At 51.2% G+C, this 15,050-nt stretch carries 16 protein-coding genes; 6 read left to right on the top strand and 10 right to left on the bottom strand.

What is annotated here, in order from left to right; all coding sequences use genetic code 11:
• Positions 1-34 precede the first annotated feature (34 nt).
• Both BJP58_RS23195 and BJP58_RS23190 read right to left on the bottom strand, forming a co-directional pair.
• A complete protein-coding gene (locus tag BJP58_RS23195) occupies positions 35-595 on the bottom strand; it encodes a TetR/AcrR family transcriptional regulator (protein ID WP_194540749.1) in 561 nt (186 codons plus the stop codon).
• Between the two features lie 30 nt (positions 596-625).
• Positions 626-1,801 (bottom strand): MFS transporter, encoded by a 1,176-nt coding sequence (locus BJP58_RS23190; protein ID WP_194540748.1) that lies wholly within the window; start codon positions 1,799-1,801, stop codon positions 626-628.
• 278 nt (positions 1,802-2,079) lie between these two features.
• Between BJP58_RS23190 and BJP58_RS23185 the strand changes: the two genes are divergently transcribed.
• Positions 2,080-3,768 carry an alkaline phosphatase gene (locus BJP58_RS23185; protein ID WP_194540747.1) on the top strand — a complete coding sequence of 563 codons (1,689 nt, stop codon included), beginning with the start codon at positions 2,080-2,082 and terminating at the stop codon, positions 3,766-3,768.
• 122 nt (positions 3,769-3,890) lie between these two features.
• Here BJP58_RS23185 and BJP58_RS23180 read toward each other — a convergent pair whose 3' ends face one another.
• Positions 3,891-4,601: an alpha/beta hydrolase gene (locus BJP58_RS23180; RefSeq protein ID WP_199341188.1), complete on the bottom strand. Its 711-nt coding sequence runs from the start codon at positions 4,599-4,601 to the stop codon at positions 3,891-3,893.
• A 566-nt stretch (positions 4,602-5,167) separates the two neighbouring features.
• Here BJP58_RS23180 and BJP58_RS23175 point away from each other — a divergent pair.
• A complete protein-coding gene (locus BJP58_RS23175) occupies positions 5,168-5,386 on the top strand; it encodes a sigma-70 family RNA polymerase sigma factor (protein ID WP_233354736.1) in 219 nt (72 codons plus the stop codon).
• Positions 5,338-5,571, top strand: coding sequence for a helix-turn-helix domain-containing protein (locus tag BJP58_RS23170; RefSeq protein WP_194540746.1), 234 nt, complete (start codon positions 5,338-5,340; stop codon positions 5,569-5,571). The genes BJP58_RS23175 and BJP58_RS23170 overlap by 49 nt, the downstream gene beginning before the upstream one ends.
• Before the next feature lie 182 nt (positions 5,572-5,753).
• Here BJP58_RS23170 and BJP58_RS23165 read toward each other — a convergent pair whose 3' ends face one another.
• Both BJP58_RS23165 and BJP58_RS23160 read right to left on the bottom strand, forming a co-directional pair.
• A complete protein-coding gene (locus BJP58_RS23165) occupies positions 5,754-7,499 on the bottom strand; it encodes an NAD(P)H-hydrate dehydratase (RefSeq protein ID WP_194540745.1) in 1,746 nt (581 codons plus the stop codon).
• Positions 7,500-7,565: 66 nt separating this feature from the next.
• Positions 7,566-8,198, bottom strand: coding sequence for an NAD(P)-dependent oxidoreductase (locus BJP58_RS23160; RefSeq protein WP_194540744.1), 633 nt, complete (start codon positions 8,196-8,198; stop codon positions 7,566-7,568).
• A gap of 363 nt (positions 8,199-8,561) precedes the next feature.
• On the opposite strand from BJP58_RS23160, the gene BJP58_RS23155 reads away from it, so the two are divergent.
• Positions 8,562-9,455: a hypothetical protein gene (locus tag BJP58_RS23155; protein ID WP_194540743.1), complete on the top strand. Its 894-nt coding sequence runs from the start codon at positions 8,562-8,564 to the stop codon at positions 9,453-9,455.
• 389 nt (positions 9,456-9,844) lie between these two features.
• On the opposite strand, the gene BJP58_RS23150 is transcribed toward BJP58_RS23155, so the two are convergent.
• Entirely contained in the window at positions 9,845-10,597 is a 753-nt protein-coding gene (locus tag BJP58_RS23150; RefSeq protein WP_194540742.1) for a MerR family transcriptional regulator, read from the bottom strand.
• Between the two features lie 22 nt (positions 10,598-10,619).
• Positions 10,620-11,603, bottom strand: a complete 984-nt coding sequence (locus BJP58_RS23145) for an alpha/beta fold hydrolase (protein ID WP_194540741.1) — start codon at positions 11,601-11,603, stop codon at positions 10,620-10,622.
• Positions 11,604-11,770: 167 nt separating this feature from the next.
• Between BJP58_RS23145 and BJP58_RS23140 the strand changes: the two genes are divergently transcribed.
• Both BJP58_RS23140 and BJP58_RS23135 read left to right on the top strand, forming a co-directional pair.
• Positions 11,771-12,664, top strand: a complete 894-nt coding sequence (locus BJP58_RS23140) for a hypothetical protein (RefSeq protein WP_233354735.1) — start codon at positions 11,771-11,773, stop codon at positions 12,662-12,664.
• 12 nt (positions 12,665-12,676) lie between these two features.
• On the top strand, positions 12,677-12,826 hold the full coding sequence (locus BJP58_RS23135; RefSeq protein ID WP_194540739.1) for a hypothetical protein: 150 nt from the start codon (positions 12,677-12,679) through the stop codon (positions 12,824-12,826).
• 129 nt (positions 12,827-12,955) lie between these two features.
• Here BJP58_RS23135 and BJP58_RS23130 read toward each other — a convergent pair whose 3' ends face one another.
• The 3 genes from BJP58_RS23130 to cysT form a co-directional block, all read right to left on the bottom strand.
• On the bottom strand, positions 12,956-13,168 hold the full coding sequence (locus BJP58_RS23130) for a YezD family protein (protein WP_071222142.1): 213 nt from the start codon (positions 13,166-13,168) through the stop codon (positions 12,956-12,958).
• A gap of 144 nt (positions 13,169-13,312) precedes the next feature.
• Positions 13,313-14,179, bottom strand: coding sequence for a sulfate ABC transporter permease subunit CysW (gene cysW, locus BJP58_RS23125; RefSeq protein WP_194540738.1), 867 nt, complete (start codon positions 14,177-14,179; stop codon positions 13,313-13,315).
• Between the two features lie 12 nt (positions 14,180-14,191).
• Positions 14,192-15,040 carry a sulfate ABC transporter permease subunit CysT gene (cysT, locus tag BJP58_RS23120; RefSeq protein ID WP_194540737.1) on the bottom strand — a complete coding sequence of 283 codons (849 nt, stop codon included), beginning with the start codon at positions 15,038-15,040 and terminating at the stop codon, positions 14,192-14,194.
• Positions 15,041-15,050 lie beyond the last annotated feature (10 nt).

Genomic DNA, 15,050 nt, shown 5'->3' with positions numbered 1-15,050 from the left:
GAAGTGGAGAACATTGTTTCCGCCCAAATCTAGCTTAAGCATGCCGGATTCCGGCAAGAAATACTCTCCAGGCAATCGTCATCGTGCGCTCGTAAGATTGATGTGTCTCATAGACCAGCTGCACATCAAGTCCGTCCAATAGGGTAACATAGGCTACCGAACATTCCTCCGGTGATGTGTGTCCAGCCTCCTCAAATAAAGCGGTCAGCTCCCCTTTTAGCACGGCAAGATAATGTCTGTATTGAGATAAGACATAGTCATTCACTTCAAGCGGCGGGATAAATGAAAACACAAACATTAAGTTTACGTTAGGATGCATCAAGAAGCGGTTCTTATGCTCCACCAGGAAGTTATACAATCTGTCTTCCCAGGGCGATTCACCGACACGGTGAAAATAATGGCGTACAAATTCGATTTCACTTTGCACCGCTTCCTCATACAGTTCCAGCAGCAGCTCCTTTTTGCTCGAATAATGATAAGAAAGCGACTGCTTGCGGATCCCTGCCTCTTCGGCGATTTTTGCCATCCGGGTCCCCTCGTACCCATAACGATTAAAGTGTTGAATCGCAATTTCCTTAATTTTGTCTTTACTCAACTGCTTTTACCTCCGACACGATGCATTCACTTATCCGTTTCTCTTCTTCCTCGCATAACCAATATACAGCAGCAAGTATAAGACCATGATGACTATAGCTATATCATACACTACTTCATAGGAGAATGCTGAAGCAACCAAACCCAGAATCATCGCTCCTCCACCTATGCCAAGGTCAAAAAAGTTGAAGAAGGAAGCCATCGCATTCTCATGCTCATGTTCATCCACCAGATTGATGCACCAGGTCTGAATCGCTGGGAAAACAGCACCGAAGCCTAGTCCGTAGACGGCCGCCGACACGAGAAACCACGCTTCGCTTCCGGATTGTGTAAGCAACCAGATGCCTACACCCATAAATACAGCTGAGGGCACAAGCACGGAGCCTGGACCGAGACGGTCGAACATTTTTCCGGATACAAGACGAACCGCGAAGCTGGCCAAAGCAACGATAAAGAAGAACCAGGCTATCTTATCAAATCCTTTTTCGGCAGCGTATAGCGCGATGAACGACATGATTGAGCCTGCCGCAACCCCTATCAGCATGATGAGCAGTGAAGGAAAGAGTACTCTTTTTTCAATCAGCTTAAAAGGAACTTCCGGATGGTCTTCCACAGTGCCAGTATGTGGCTTCCGGGAGACGAACACAGCCATCAGCAGTGCCAGGAGCAAAATAAACATACCTCCGAAAAAGAGGCCGTGAAAATCATATTGAGTCAACACACTCATCCCGATTAAAGGTCCGACCGAGACCGCCACGGTCTCCCCTACCCCAAAATAGCCCATTCCTTCCCCGCGGCGTTCCACTGGAATGTTCTCTGTCGCTAAGGTAGCGAAGTACGTGGTCGCTATTCCAAACCCAAACCCATGGATAACCCGGAGGACCAAAATCATCGCTGTACCTGACGCAAGGTAGTATAGACCTGTCATTGCCGCACATATTGCGATGCCGATCAACAGCAGATACTTTTTATCCATACGCGCTGCCAGTTTCGCAGTAAATGGACGAATTAAGATCGCCGAGAACATGAACACCCCCGTTACCATCCCTATTTCCGAAGCCCCTCCGCCAAGATGCGAGACAAACAGTGGTAATGTCGGAAGCATCATTTCAAACACCATAAACAGAAGGGCATTGGCAGCCATAATAAAAATAAAGGATCTCCCCCATAAAGCAGCCCTTCTGACTTCTATCACTTTCGTTTCCATATGAACCTCCAAAATTATAGTATGGAAACATACTATCTGACCTCCGTCAGTTTGTAAAGAATGAAATTATACCTTTAATGACTATGCGAGTGCGAAAAAAGTATAGATATGCATCCATCAGAACTGCAGTTTTCCACTCTCCTGCTTGAATAATCCCCTTCCCGCATCCGCTTGCATACCTCTAAAACAACTAATTAACATTGCCTTAACTTTCCTCAAACAACCTGTTAATAGAATCATACTATAGTAAAACTATCCCAATTGTAGGAGGTTAGATTATGTCTTCAAAATTCTACAGCAGGACGGCAAAAGCGATTATCGCATTTATGCTCATTTGGAGCAGTTTAGTAAGCGTTGTCAGTGCGGAGGAGAAGGGCAGCGCCAAAAACGTCATTTTGCTGATTCCCGACGGCATGGGTATTAGCTATTTGACGGCAACACGGATTTACAAGGGCGAAGAACTGTCCTTTGAACGCTATGTGAAAGGATTAATGAAGACCGCCTCTGCTGATACCAATGTTACGGATTCCGCCGCCGCAGGTACAGCGATGGCAACCGGATACAAAACGGATAATGGTGTTATTTCGGTTACGCCGGACGGTGTGAAACCGGATTCGATTCTCGACGCAGCTCGAGAGAGCGGCAAGTCTACTGGATTGGTCGCTACATCTCGGATTACGCATGCAACTCCGGCGGTTTTCACTGCTCACGACCCAAGTCGCGGCAATGAAGTAGCACTGGCTACTGAATATATCAATAATGTCGATGTCATTCTCGGCGGTGGCCGTGATATGTTCTTGCCTGAGTCGGAAGGAGGCAAACAGCCGGAACGCAATCTGGTAGAGGAAGCAAAATCTGCGGGTTATGAGTACATTACGAATCGCAGCGAAATTGGACAAGTAGACGGGGATCAAATTCTTGGCCTGTTTGCCATGAGCGATCTGAAGTATGAAATCGATCGCGACAAACAAAATGTCCCAAGCTTGGCTGAAATGACCAAGCTGGCAGTGGATACACTTAGCAAGAACGACAAGGGATTCTTCCTTATGGTAGAGGGCAGCCAGATTGATTGGGCCGGCCATGCCCACGACCCTATCGCCATGATTTCGGATATGCTGGCGTTTGAAGAAGCGGTGGACGTCGCGCTTGAATATGCCAGAAACAACTCGGACACGCTGGTTGTTATCGTTGGAGACCACGAAACAGGCGGTATGAACATCGGCAATACACCCGGCGGCTATAAGGAGAACATCGCCGTCTTGAAAAATGCCACCGGCAGCTCGAACACCATCGGCGCCGAACTGAAATCCCGAGCAATCACTACAGATGTTGGAAGTTCCGCTCGCTCAGTCAACAACAACGTCTACCTGCCGCTCAGGGAAATCGCAGCCCAACTGGACGGAACCCTTGAGTACCATGCCGACGATCTCACGGTTGATGTTGATGTTGCAGGTTCGACATTCAAGGTACACTTGCCTCAGGGGATCGTAACAGCCTCCTCCCAGAAACAAAACGCCGACTTCTTTGTGGAGAACGGCACGGCGTATTTCAATCTGAAATCCATGGCTGAGCTGATTGGGATGCAGGTAGCCTATGGAAGTGGTGAAGATTCCAAGGTTACAACCGCGTATTGGGTCGATGTGAAAAAAGTTGCCGAGCCGATTGCCGGCATCAAGCTGACTGAAGAAGATGCTGCTGACTTGGCGAACGTCAACTGGAATAACGATACCACGCTCATCAACGAAATCGGTACGGTGTTATCCGGACACGCATTGATCAGTTGGGGCTCCCGGAACCATACCGGGGAAGAACTGCCGTTATACGCTTACGGCAAAGGTGCCAACGAATTCGTTGGCCTGATCGATAACACGGACTTACCGCGTATGATCTCCTATCTTATGGGCGTCGGATTGTTTGAGAATGAAGAAGCCTTCATGCAGAATTTAGAGAAAAGAAGAAATCAGTAATTCCCCCACCAGGAGTTGAATTTGGGCTGATCATTAAAGGACCTCTATCCCCCAATCGTGGGATTCGAGGTCCTTTACTAGGTGGTTCGTTATAAGCCGATTGGCGGGTAAACTATTGCGGATTATCGATGATTTGGTCGATATGAGTGGGCAGACAAAAACCTCTCCGTTATATCAAGCACCTGCGGACTCCATACACCTCCCCCATGGTCCCCGCCTACAACCTTGTAGAACAACACCTTCTGTCCGTGTTCCTTAAGCGCCTTATACATCTCTATGCTCTGGTTCACATGGACCACGTTATCGCTGTCACCATGGATGATGAGGAACGGCGGAAGCTTCTTATCCAAATCCTGATGGAGAGGGCTAGCCTTCTTCGCCTGCTCCACATGATCCGGTATCCTTCCTCCAATGAACAAACCTTCCGGAGAATCGGCTGCATCATGGTCAAGAATATCATTATATTTGCCTAACGTAAGCAGGTCGGATACCCCATAATAATCGATGACTGCGCTGACCTCATCCGACTGTTCGCTATAAAGGCCGTTATTATATTCGCCTATGGTAAGTCCTGTCATTAAGGCCAGATGCCCGCCCGATGAATCCCCCCATACCGCGACAAGGTTCGGATCAACACCATATTCTGCAGCATTCTTGCGCATAAACCGAATTGCACACTTCACATCTTCAAGCGCTGCCGGGAACGGTGCGATGTCGGATTCCCTGATCTCCACACTTGCGACCACATAACCCTTTGCTGCGATTTGACAGAGATTTGGAATCATCGCATAGGTGTCTTGTTTTCTCCAAGCCGAGCCTTGAACGAAAATCACTAAGGGAAATTGACTCCCAGCCCGATGCGGAACAATGATCTGGAGCCTTCTCTCTGCATCACCGTATTTCGCATAAACTACATCAGGACGATACGAACAGGAATAATAGCCCCCCGTTCAGCAAATTCGCCATAGATAATCTGGGTTCCTTCAGGCATTTCATTGGCAGCAATATCCGCTGCTTGTTTATCCATTCTTTATTCACCTCGTAGCTGTTGTTGGAATCGATACAGACTTAGCCGTGAACGCTGGGAACCTTTCCTGTGGTCTCCTCATTCACTACTCAAGCTCTCTCCCCTACTTATAATGATTCTTCGAACTTCTTTGATCTCCTTTTTTGTTGATTTGGAGGACGGGTTTGAAAAAAATATAGGTTTACTGCTTCGCTCGCTTATGACAATCCTGATTTCATCTGGTGGCGCGCCTTTGAGATCACACTCAATCCTGAGGTTACACTCCAATAGCATGAGATAGAAGAGGACAGCTCGGTTTTTATAGGAGCTGTCCTTTTTCTGCTGTCCTTATAAAGAACATTCCCCCCGCTCCCCTACCCTGATTTTAGCATCGTGCAGACAGGCTCATTTCATGCTAGATCCGATGATCGTATTTGGATTGGTCAATTATTGGATTCATTGCCCCCGCAAGGGAGAACCATTATATATAAACTCTTCATCGAAGACCTCACGGAAGTGGAAGTCGCCAAGCAGCTCCATATCTCTCAACAGGCGGTGAACCGATGGAAAAGAAAAATGATTCAAAAGTTATCTCAGATCGCGAATTCATAACCTTGCTGCAAGCTGCAAAGCGGAACGATGTTCAAGCCATCCTGCAGCTCATTGATTTATACAAAGACGATATCATGAGAATCAGTCAATATATCTACATGTCCCAAGAGGATGCCATGTCAACGATTGTCTTGGAGTTTATGGAAGTGATTCGAGAGAACAATGATACCTATGAAACAGAATAGACCTTGCTATTTTGCCCCAATGGAACGATGCGGTAAATTGTCTGGCTTGCTGAAGCAACACGACTCATCTCACTTTTTCTCCAATATAAACAAACCCAGCACCCTTCGCGGCACTGGATTGTGTTTTACAATAACTGTTTTCGTTTTGCAGTGCTCTCGCAATGAGGGCCTTTCTCTTCGCGTCAAAGTGCTTCGATGACATCCCCGGCGATGACCGAGGCGGGATGTCCCCGGTGCCGCGCGGCCCGCTCGCCGGCACGGCCGTGCAGCCACACGCCAAGCGCGGCTGCAGACGGACCGGCATATCCTTGCGCCAGCAGGCTGGCAATGATGCCGGTCAGCACGTCCCCGGTGCCTCCGGTCGCCATGCCGGAGGTGCCGGTTGTGTTGATGTAGGCTTGTCCGTCCGGCGAAGCCACGACGGTATGTGCCCCCTTGAGCACGAGGGTAACCCCGTGCCCGGTCGCGAACGATGCGGCAACACCGATCCGGTCCCGCTGCAGCTCGGCGGTCGGGATGCCCAGCAGCCGGGACATCTCCCCCGGATGCGGGGTCAGCACGGTTGCCGCACCGCGCGGCTTCCAAGTGCCGAAATCACCGGCCGCGGACAGCATATTCAGCGCATCGGCATCCACCACCAGCGGTCCTTCCCATTCTTCCCACAAACGGCGGAGCCATCTGGCATCTCCTTCAAAACGGCCAAGTCCCGGACCTACGGCCAGCACATCGCGGGTTTTGGCGAGCTCCAGCACCTGCTCCGCGGAGGCTTCATCCCAGTAGCCGCCGCTCTCCTCGCCTGTGGCGGGGGCAAGCATCACCTCGGGCGCGGCTCCGCTCAGCGGCAGCACCAGGCTTGCAGGGAGCGCCCAGGTCACCAGGCCGCAGCCCGCACGAAGTGCTGCCCGGGAAGCGAGCAGGCCTGCGCCGCTCATCGTGCGGCTGCCCCCTACGGTCAGCACGTGACCGTAGGTGCCCTTATGTCCATCTGGCGAGCGGTAGCAGGCCACGTCCACACCCAGCTCGGTCCGAAGGACATGCGGGGTGAGCAGATGCGTGCTGACGCCCTGCTCCCGGCACAGCGATGCCGGGATGCCGATGGCGCGGACCACCACCCGGCCGGCCGCCTCGGCGCCGGGGTACTGCACCAAGCCTCGCTTCAGGAATGCGAGGCATACCGTCACCGCGGCCGAGATGCACGGCTCGTGCCGCGCGCCGGTATCGGCGTCCAGTCCGCTCGGAATATCCGCGGACACAATCGGCAGGCCGCTGTCATTGGCGGCCTGGATCAGCGCGGCGTAAGTGCCGCGGGGCGCTCCCGCCGCGCCCGTGCCGAGCAGCGCGTCCACGATGCCGGTGTACGCGCCGTAGTCCACGGCATCACGGCCGTGGACCAGAGCCGGGATGCCAAGCGCTGCCGCGGCATCCCGCTGCACCGCCGCCTCGCCGGCTAACGCGGACGGCTCGGCGGCATAGAGCAGCGTGACGCGTATACCGGCGTCACGCAAATGCCGGGCGGCGACCGCCCCGTCGCCGCCGTTATTGCCCTTGCCCACCAGAATGAGCCAGTGCTCCTGCGCTGCAAGCGCGGTGGGCAATCGAGCGTCTCCGTCGATGACAGGCGACGGACGGCTCATCTCCAGAGCCAGGTCATCCCCGGCGGTAAGAGCCTCCGCCGCAGCCGAATGCTCCGGTAAGAATAGCCGCTGTTCACCCCGCCCGTCCTCGGACATGAAGGACCGAGCCTTTCCTGCTGTCCCAGTGCCTCCGTAATCAGAACGGCTCACTCTATCACGCTCCAGGCACAGCTTCAGGACTTCCTCGGCAATCGCCTTACCTGCATTTTCCATCAGGGCTATGGCCGGAATGCCGATTTGATAAATCGTATGGTTGTCGAGTGCCCTCATCTGTTCAGACGTCACAACATACATCCAAGCTCTCCCCTTTGCTTCGATATATCCTACGCAAACGCTTTGGCGACTCAGGATGCCTGTCTATTAATAAGCAACGGTAAAACGGGACTGAATAAACTGCGGATCATCCAGCTCATCGATCACCGCTACCGCGAAATCTTCAACCGAGATTCGGCTGCTTCCGCTCTCGTCAGTCACCAGGCGGTCCATGCCGATCCGGAACTGTCCGGTACGTTTCCCCGGCTCAATAATCGCTGCCGGACTGACATACGTCCATTCCAGATCGCTTTCCTTATACAGATCGTAAGCATCCGCATGCGCACGGGCAAGCGGCCTGATCTCCTCCGGAAATTCCGGGGTATCCATAAGCGGTACGCCGCTGTCGGCGATCAAGCTGCCAGCGCCGCCAACGATCAACAGTCGGGTTACGCCGCCACGTCTCGTCCCCTCCACAATCGTGCGTGCGGCTGCAACGAGTTCCTCTTCCCGGCCGAACTTCGGACCGAAAGCGCTAATAACAGCATCATGCCCTTGAATCGCCTCTTCTAATGATGAAGGATCCATTACATCCGCTTTAACTTTCTTTAATTGCTCATGCTCTGCATCCAATCGATCCGGATTACGCAAAATCGCAGTAACTTCGTGCCCCCGTCGCAGCGCTTCCTCCGTAATTCGTCTCCCGATCGTTCCGCTTGCTCCAATTAATGCTACCTTCATGTTCATCGCTCCTTCGCTTAGAAATTATACTACATCACCCCTGGTGATGAATGGCTCTTCTTGAATCTTAAGTAGTATTATAAACACCTGGTGCCGTCTATAGCCGTTTCGGGCTGTCACACCTTCTATTTACTTATCCCCATGAAGACATCTTCAAACTCCACTCGTTCATTTTTTCTCAAAACAATAGATCTTTAGACCTATGTAACACCATATTATTTTCGCCGATAGAATACACAAGTGCATATTTACGAACAAATATAACTCGAATAATGACTTACATCGCCATACTAATGTTGTGTGCTTGTTGGAATTTGCCGTTTTCCTATGAGCTAATCGTATGTAAAGGAGATTATCCATATAATGAAAAAAAAATACGTTCGCTTGCTGGCCCTCTGTCTCGCTGGCAGTCTGCTGCTGCTAAGCAGTTTGTCTCTTCACCCCGATACGGCTACGGCCGAACCCCGCCAAAAGGCGACCTGGTTCTGGGACACCCCGCAGATTCAAGATTCAGCTGACGACATTCTGAGTTTTGCCTCCAGTCAAGGGGTCAATGTGCTCTATCTGCAGATGAACCGCGATGTTCGGCCCGAGTATTACCGCAGCTTTATTCGCCACGCAGGCGATCAGGGGATCGAGGTTCATGTCCTCGGCGGCGCGCCTAACTGGGCGCTGGAATCGGAACGTCACCGATTGGAGACCTTCATTCAATGGACTGCTGAATATCAGGCATCGGCTGCTCCGAATGAGCGCTTCACCGGCATTCATGTCGATATCGAGCCGCATGTGCTGACTGAGTGGAAAACAAATCAAGCCTCCGTGGTAAAGCAATGGCAAGCGAGCGTCCGCTATCTGGTCCAGGAAGCGCACACACTGAATCTGCCCATCGGTTCCGACATGACATTCTGGCTGCACGGCTACCAGCTGCCGGACCAGTCGATGTCGATCAGTCGGTGGATGATCCAGCAGTTCGACCAGGTCGTCATTATGGCCTATCGTGATCAGGCAGATACCATTTATAAAGTCGCTGCTGCCGAGCTTAAGGAAGCCGATGAACTTGGCAAGGAAGCCTTAATTGCCGTAGAGACCAAATCGAGCAATGAGGGAGCTTACATTACCTTTTTTGAGGAAGGCACGTCCTATATGGAGGAACAGCTATCCAAGGTATGTATCAAAGCGGAGAAGCATCCTTCGTTCTCCGGGTTCGCCATTCATGACTATAGATACTGGAAAGCATTGCATGACTCCGATCGATAACATCGCGATTATTTCATAATGGGAATAAAAAAGATGGCGTTTCAAGAGGGTGTTTTCCTCTGGCGCCATCTTTATATTTTAGATGAAGGAACTCATCCTCTTCCATCGGTAAAAGGCCTGCTCGCTCTTAAACCGTCAACATGAGAAGCAGTACATAACCGACCGTCAATTTCGCGCGTTGTAGCGGCCCTTTTTTTACCTGCACTTCCATCCCCCGGCCCCTCCCTCTCTTACGATGCTACCGTCTTATTCATATACTATATGCGGCTCGGTCCCTTATGTTGCCTTGGGGAAAAATTGTTTGCCAACAAAAAAATATTAGCCTTGTAAACAGTAGAGTACGATTTAAGCTTCCTGCATAGGAAGCAGAACCTGGGCTGCAATGCAGCTCATTCACGATCAGGATAGCGCTTCAAGACGTCCTGCAAATATTGTTCTGCTTCCATTACAAGCTGACGCTCTCCCTTGTTCCATTGATCCCGATTTCTATCGACTGCTAAGAAGGCAGGATGAATCCGTTCGTCGCCATGTGTCACACGTTGAACCATCCGTTGCCATTCTTCGGCTAAGGTTCTGGCTAAACGGGACTCGATGGGAACGTTTGAGGCCTTATAAGCTGCAGCTTGCAGCGATATTTTTCTGAACGTATTGTAAAAACCCAATGCCGCCTGCTCAGAGTTAAATACTGTTCGAAATAGTCGAGAGTCTTCCTCCGAAAATTCGTATTCTTTCCAAGCCGACATATCAACCTCATTCAATGAACGCATGAGATGGGCTAACAGCTCCCAGGGTACGGTGTAACCTTCTTTCATCATTTCCTTTGCGACATGCAATCCGTCAAGCTTGGCTTGGATACTCTCTTTCTGTGAATAGAGGACCGATGCCTGGTAATCTAGAATGTTCTCGATATCCTGCTCCTCGGTGCCCACGATCAATTGTTCTTTGATCTTTTTTAAAGAGAAACCGATGGCTCTATAGAACATAATCTGTTCAAGTACATACAGCTGTTTATCATAATATACTCTATGCCCCAGCTCATCCCGCTCCGCCTTAAGAATCCCTTCATTATCGTAATACTGAATGGTTCGCGGAGTTATTCCCGACAATTGACTGAGTTCTTTTACGGAATATTTTTTTTCCATGAACCCATCCCTTCTTTGTCCCTTACTCGATTTTCGCTAAAAAAGCTTCTATTGTTTCCAGTAACTCTTCAGGGTATTCCCCGTTAATTGCGTGCGAAGCATCTTCAAATACGACCATCTCGCTATTAGGGTCTTTCAGAGAATCCTTCCCCGTTTGATACGACTTTTCAGCATGGTGCATCGTCGATTGTCCAGCTAAAATACCGAGCACCGGCATCGTCAGCTCAGCTAATCGTTCCGGCTTGATGGCTTCCGGCATAGGCAACTTGCTCTTGAATGTCCGCATACCGGTTTCGATTAATTTGGCGGTCGGGTCGCTGTCATCAACTTCAGCCCCGCCGGATATATAGCTGAGCATTTTCTCCCGGATCGGTTTGGGCACCATGGGCACAGACGCCGGAATGGATACCAGTATCATTTTCAGTGGAATGGGGCCAAACACATAGACAGGGTCCAGCAATATGAGCGAGTGAATCTTCTCAGGATGCTTGAGCGCCACATTCGCCGCACTCCACCCGCCGAACGACAGCCCTAATAGGTGGATCTCTGATTCCGGCAGCTGATCCAGCACTTGCCCTAACCATGCTGCTTGGTCCGCTGCGGTTTCAATCCGTCTGGTTTCTGTGCTTAAACCCGGCTCTCCTATCAAATCAAGTGTGTATACAGGCCTGTGTTCTAGAAAGCCGCTTAGATTGGCCTCCCACATGGGTGTAGCAGATCCCTTACCGGGAAGCAGCAGCAAGGGTGTTTTATGCGGTGTATCGCTCCCCTGGAACTTGTAGAGCTGTACCACGCCAAAATCGGTATGAACCTTAATCGATTCAACCGGTTCTGGTAAGTGACTCATCGCCTCACCATAAGCTGCCGCATATTCCTTCTGCCCATCCTCTGTAACAAAACCGCTTAACGACCCGTCATCTCTAAATAGGAAGCCTATTACCGTCAGTATAGCTAGTATCGCAATGAGAATACTACCCAAGAGTACCCATCTTTTTTTTCGTTTCACTTCAATCCCCTCCTAAGGTGACTATAGGATATGACGTAACGTTATACGCAACCCCCTATGCTCTCCATAGCTGCCTGTTACCGAATCAGCTTGAAATCCCTCCCTTGTTGTGCAATAGTGAAAGATAGAATATTGAAGGAGGGATCCGCTTGTCCCTTACGGAATGGATGAATGATATCTTTGGCTCACTCGACACGCTTGTGGCTGTGCTTCTTGCCACTGCGGTATTTACGGGCCTGTACATATACAGTGCATCCCGGCTACTGGGTGCACGCAAGGATTCACTCGCCCGCATTCGTCAGTCCTTGACGATTTACACCAGACTGGCCGGGCCTCTGGGAACCCTTATCAATCGACCGACCCGAACGGCTGTCCCCGAGGATCTGCTTATCCGGCTTCTGCAGGAATGCAAATCCGCTGACCTGTTGACTCGGGAGCTCCACGAACAGATTGATACCTTTCTAAGTGATCGTGATGAATCCAGATTGACAACACTTCACAAGCTGCTGGACCGCGAGATCAACAGGCTTATGAAGGAGCGCGACGAGCTGGTTGGACGGCTCGAGAAACCAGGTTGGGGTATGGGGTTATGGCTGCTCTTGAAACCTGCAATACCTGCCCTTTCACTAGGTGCTGCAATCCTATGGACGACGATTCTCGTTCAAGAACTAAGGCAATCCTCTGTCTGGACAAACCCCGAGGTATGGTGTCTATGGCTCTCCAACATGATTGCCACGATCTCTTTCTATCGATTGTTGATGGACTCCAGAAGAAGAACGCATGGCGTTATCTATACCGTGCTGCATCTGCTGATTGTAGCTTCAGCCCTGTTTAATCTGATCTGGAACGAGGCCTCACCTTACGTTTTGGCTACCCAATGCTTGCTGTATCTGGCGGGTTTCCGAGTTACGGCCACTCGCCAGCGGCGTGAGCGGCCCTATGCCGGGCACCCGGAGCTAATGGAACAATTTCTTCATCCTGCGGGAGATCACGACCCTCTTAGTGAGACGGCACATTCCAGTGAACCGGAGATTAGCAGCAGTCCTCTGCGGTCCAGATAAGACAACAGCGACATGAGTATTACGAAAAACAACCCGCACCGAAATTCATCGGCCGGGCTGTTTTTTTATTTTCGCAATCCTTTGGGGCAGGCAGATATTATCGGATATCACGCTCTTCCATACCGCATTCCTTCTACAAAAAAGAAAAGAACTCCCGCATAAATGCTGAAGCGCACTCCCTTAGACTACATCGGCTGACACTCCAGGGTGTTTTTCCAAAGTCTATTGGATAAGGTGCACTTCATGGCATCGATGGAAGTTCTTATCTCGATACTCGACAACCTTGCGGGGTCATCTTGCGCTCGTTCTTCGTTGTTGGCCGGATGCCCGGGACGTCTTGACCGCTCCGGAGGCCGTATTCTCGAAACGCTTGCGCTCCGTTCGTTCCATCTGAACGATCTGACCCTCATGCACTACGATTTGCAGCGAACCGAATTCCATGTCGTTCAGCAGGCTTGCTATGCGTTCGAGCCACATTTCATCCACTTTTAAAGGTTTAGCCATGGATACGCCTCCTCACCGGGCAAAGCCCCAATCTATTTACTCATCCCACAAGTCGAAGTGGCAACCTACCTGCACGCGTTCATTATTCATCCTTTTCCAACCTACATAGTATGAATTAACATTAGCATGGGTTGGAAACGACTGTCAATGGTCATTTTTTCGCGTAAACCAATTTTTCAGCAGCAGGGTTACGACCGCTAATAACAACAATAATGAGGCCACCGCAAACGATGCCGAAAACTGATACTCGTTGTACAAAATTTCCACGTGAAGGGGCAGCGTATTCGTCTCACCGCGGATATGACCGGATACAACGGACACGGCCCCAAACTCGCCCATGGCTCTGGCGTTGCACAGAATGATGCCGTACAATAGCCCCCACTTGATATTGGGCAGGGTAACCCTCCAGAATATTTGCCAGCCCTTGGCGCCCAGCGTTACTGCCGCTTCCTCTTCCTTCGTCCCTTGGTCTTCCATCAGCGGGATCAGTTCCTTTGCCACAAAGGGAAACGTGACAAACAATGTAGCCAGAACAATGCCGGGCACGGCAAAAATAATCTTGATATCCTGACTTTCAAGCCAAGGGCCGAACCAGCCCTGCCGACCGAAGATCAGCACGAAGATTAACCCGCCGATCACCGGCGATACCGCAAACGGCAGATCCAGCAGCGTAATCAACAGATTTTTCCCTTTAAAACGGAACTTCGTTATGGTCCATGCCGCGATGACACCGAACATCGAATTCAGCGGTACCGCAATGGCCGCTACCAGTAAAGTCAGCTGAAGCGCGGATAGTGCATCTGGATCGGATAAGGCTGCTATATAGACGTCCCATCCCTTCTTAAGCGCTTCGGACATCACCGTAATGAGAGGCAGCACAATAAGCCACAACAGCACAAGCCCAGCCAAACTTATGAATGTCCATTTCACCCACGGCTTCTCCGCTGCAGCCGGAGAGGACGGCGAATTTCGTTTCGCTGCGGGAACGGCAGCGGGTACAGTTCCAGCCATGGTATCCCCTCCTTAACGCGCGGTTTTCCGCGTCCAATGTTGTAAAATATTGATGCCGAGCAGCAGCGCAAAAGAGATGAGCAGCAAGATCAAGGCAACCGCCGTCGCGCCGGCATAATCAAATTGCTCCAGCTTTGTCATGATCAGCAGCGGCGCAATCTCCGTCTTCATCGGCATATTCCCCGATATGAAAACCACGGAGCCGTATTCTCCGATCCCCCGGGCAAAAGCAAGCGCAAATCCGGTCAACAGCGGCGGAATCAGGGTTGGCAGAATGATGGTGCTAAACGTTCGCCATCGGCCTGCCCCCAGCGTAGCAGCCGCCTCTTCCGTATCCCGCTCCGCATCCTCCAGCACCGGCTGGACCGTCCGCACAACAAACGGTATGCCGATGAACATAAGAGCCAGCGTAATGCCCAAAGGAGAGAATGCCGCCTTGATCCCTAGCGGCTCCAGCAGCGATCCGATCCAGCCATTAGCGGAATAGATCGCGGTTAGAGCCACCCCCGCCACGGCCGTTGGCAGGGCGAATGGCAAATCGATCAGCGCATCCCACAATTTTTTACCGGGGAAATCATACCGCACCAGCACCCAAGCCAGCAGCAACCCCAATATCGTATCCGCGAATGCGGCCAGCGCCGCTGTCGTCAGACTAACCCGGTAGGAGGTCAGCACCCTCGGATCGGTTGCAACCGACCAAAACTTCTCCCAGGTTAGTCCGGTTTGATTGAGCAGCAGCGCGGACAGCGGGACGAGCACAACCAAACTCATATAAAGAACGGTCAGTCCCATGCCGATTCCAAAACCAGGGAGCACCCTGCGATGATTTCTGCCTTGCTTCTGTACGCGGAGTACAGCCATGTCCACTCAT

This window comes from Paenibacillus sp. JZ16 (assembly GCF_015326965.1).
In the GTDB taxonomy this organism is placed as follows: Bacteria; Bacillota; Bacilli; order Paenibacillales; family Paenibacillaceae; genus Paenibacillus_AQ.
Note: the sequence above shows the minus strand (reverse complement) of the source record. Positions and strands in the feature narration are given on the sequence as shown.

Excerpts from the sequence above, each read along its gene's own strand:
- BJP58_RS23135 (WP_194540739.1), top strand. The coding sequence starts at position 12,677 with ATGAGTATTACGAAAAACAACCCGCACCGAAATTCATCGGCCGGGCTG.
- BJP58_RS23140 (WP_233354735.1), top strand. The coding sequence starts at position 11,771 with ATGAATGATATCTTTGGCTCACTCGACACGCTTGTGGCTGTGCTTCTT.
- BJP58_RS23160 (WP_194540744.1), bottom strand. The coding sequence starts at position 8,198 with ATGAAGGTAGCATTAATTGGAGCAAGCGGAACGATCGGGAGACGAATT.
- BJP58_RS23150 (WP_194540742.1), bottom strand. The coding sequence starts at position 10,597 with ATGGAAAAAAAATATTCCGTAAAAGAACTCAGTCAATTGTCGGGAATA.
- cysW (WP_194540738.1), bottom strand. The coding sequence starts at position 14,179 with ATGGCTGGAACTGTACCCGCTGCCGTTCCCGCAGCGAAACGAAATTCG.
- BJP58_RS23155 (WP_194540743.1), top strand. The coding sequence starts at position 8,562 with ATGAAAAAAAAATACGTTCGCTTGCTGGCCCTCTGTCTCGCTGGCAGT.
- BJP58_RS23130 (WP_071222142.1), bottom strand. The coding sequence starts at position 13,168 with ATGGCTAAACCTTTAAAAGTGGATGAAATGTGGCTCGAACGCATAGCA.
- BJP58_RS23165 (WP_194540745.1), bottom strand. The coding sequence starts at position 7,499 with ATGTATGTTGTGACGTCTGAACAGATGAGGGCACTCGACAACCATACG.
- BJP58_RS23185 (WP_194540747.1), top strand. The coding sequence starts at position 2,080 with ATGTCTTCAAAATTCTACAGCAGGACGGCAAAAGCGATTATCGCATTT.
- BJP58_RS23170 (WP_194540746.1), top strand. The coding sequence starts at position 5,338 with ATGGAAAAGAAAAATGATTCAAAAGTTATCTCAGATCGCGAATTCATA.
- BJP58_RS23190 (WP_194540748.1), bottom strand. The coding sequence starts at position 1,801 with ATGGAAACGAAAGTGATAGAAGTCAGAAGGGCTGCTTTATGGGGGAGA.
- cysT (WP_194540737.1), bottom strand. The coding sequence starts at position 15,040 with ATGGCTGTACTCCGCGTACAGAAGCAAGGCAGAAATCATCGCAGGGTG.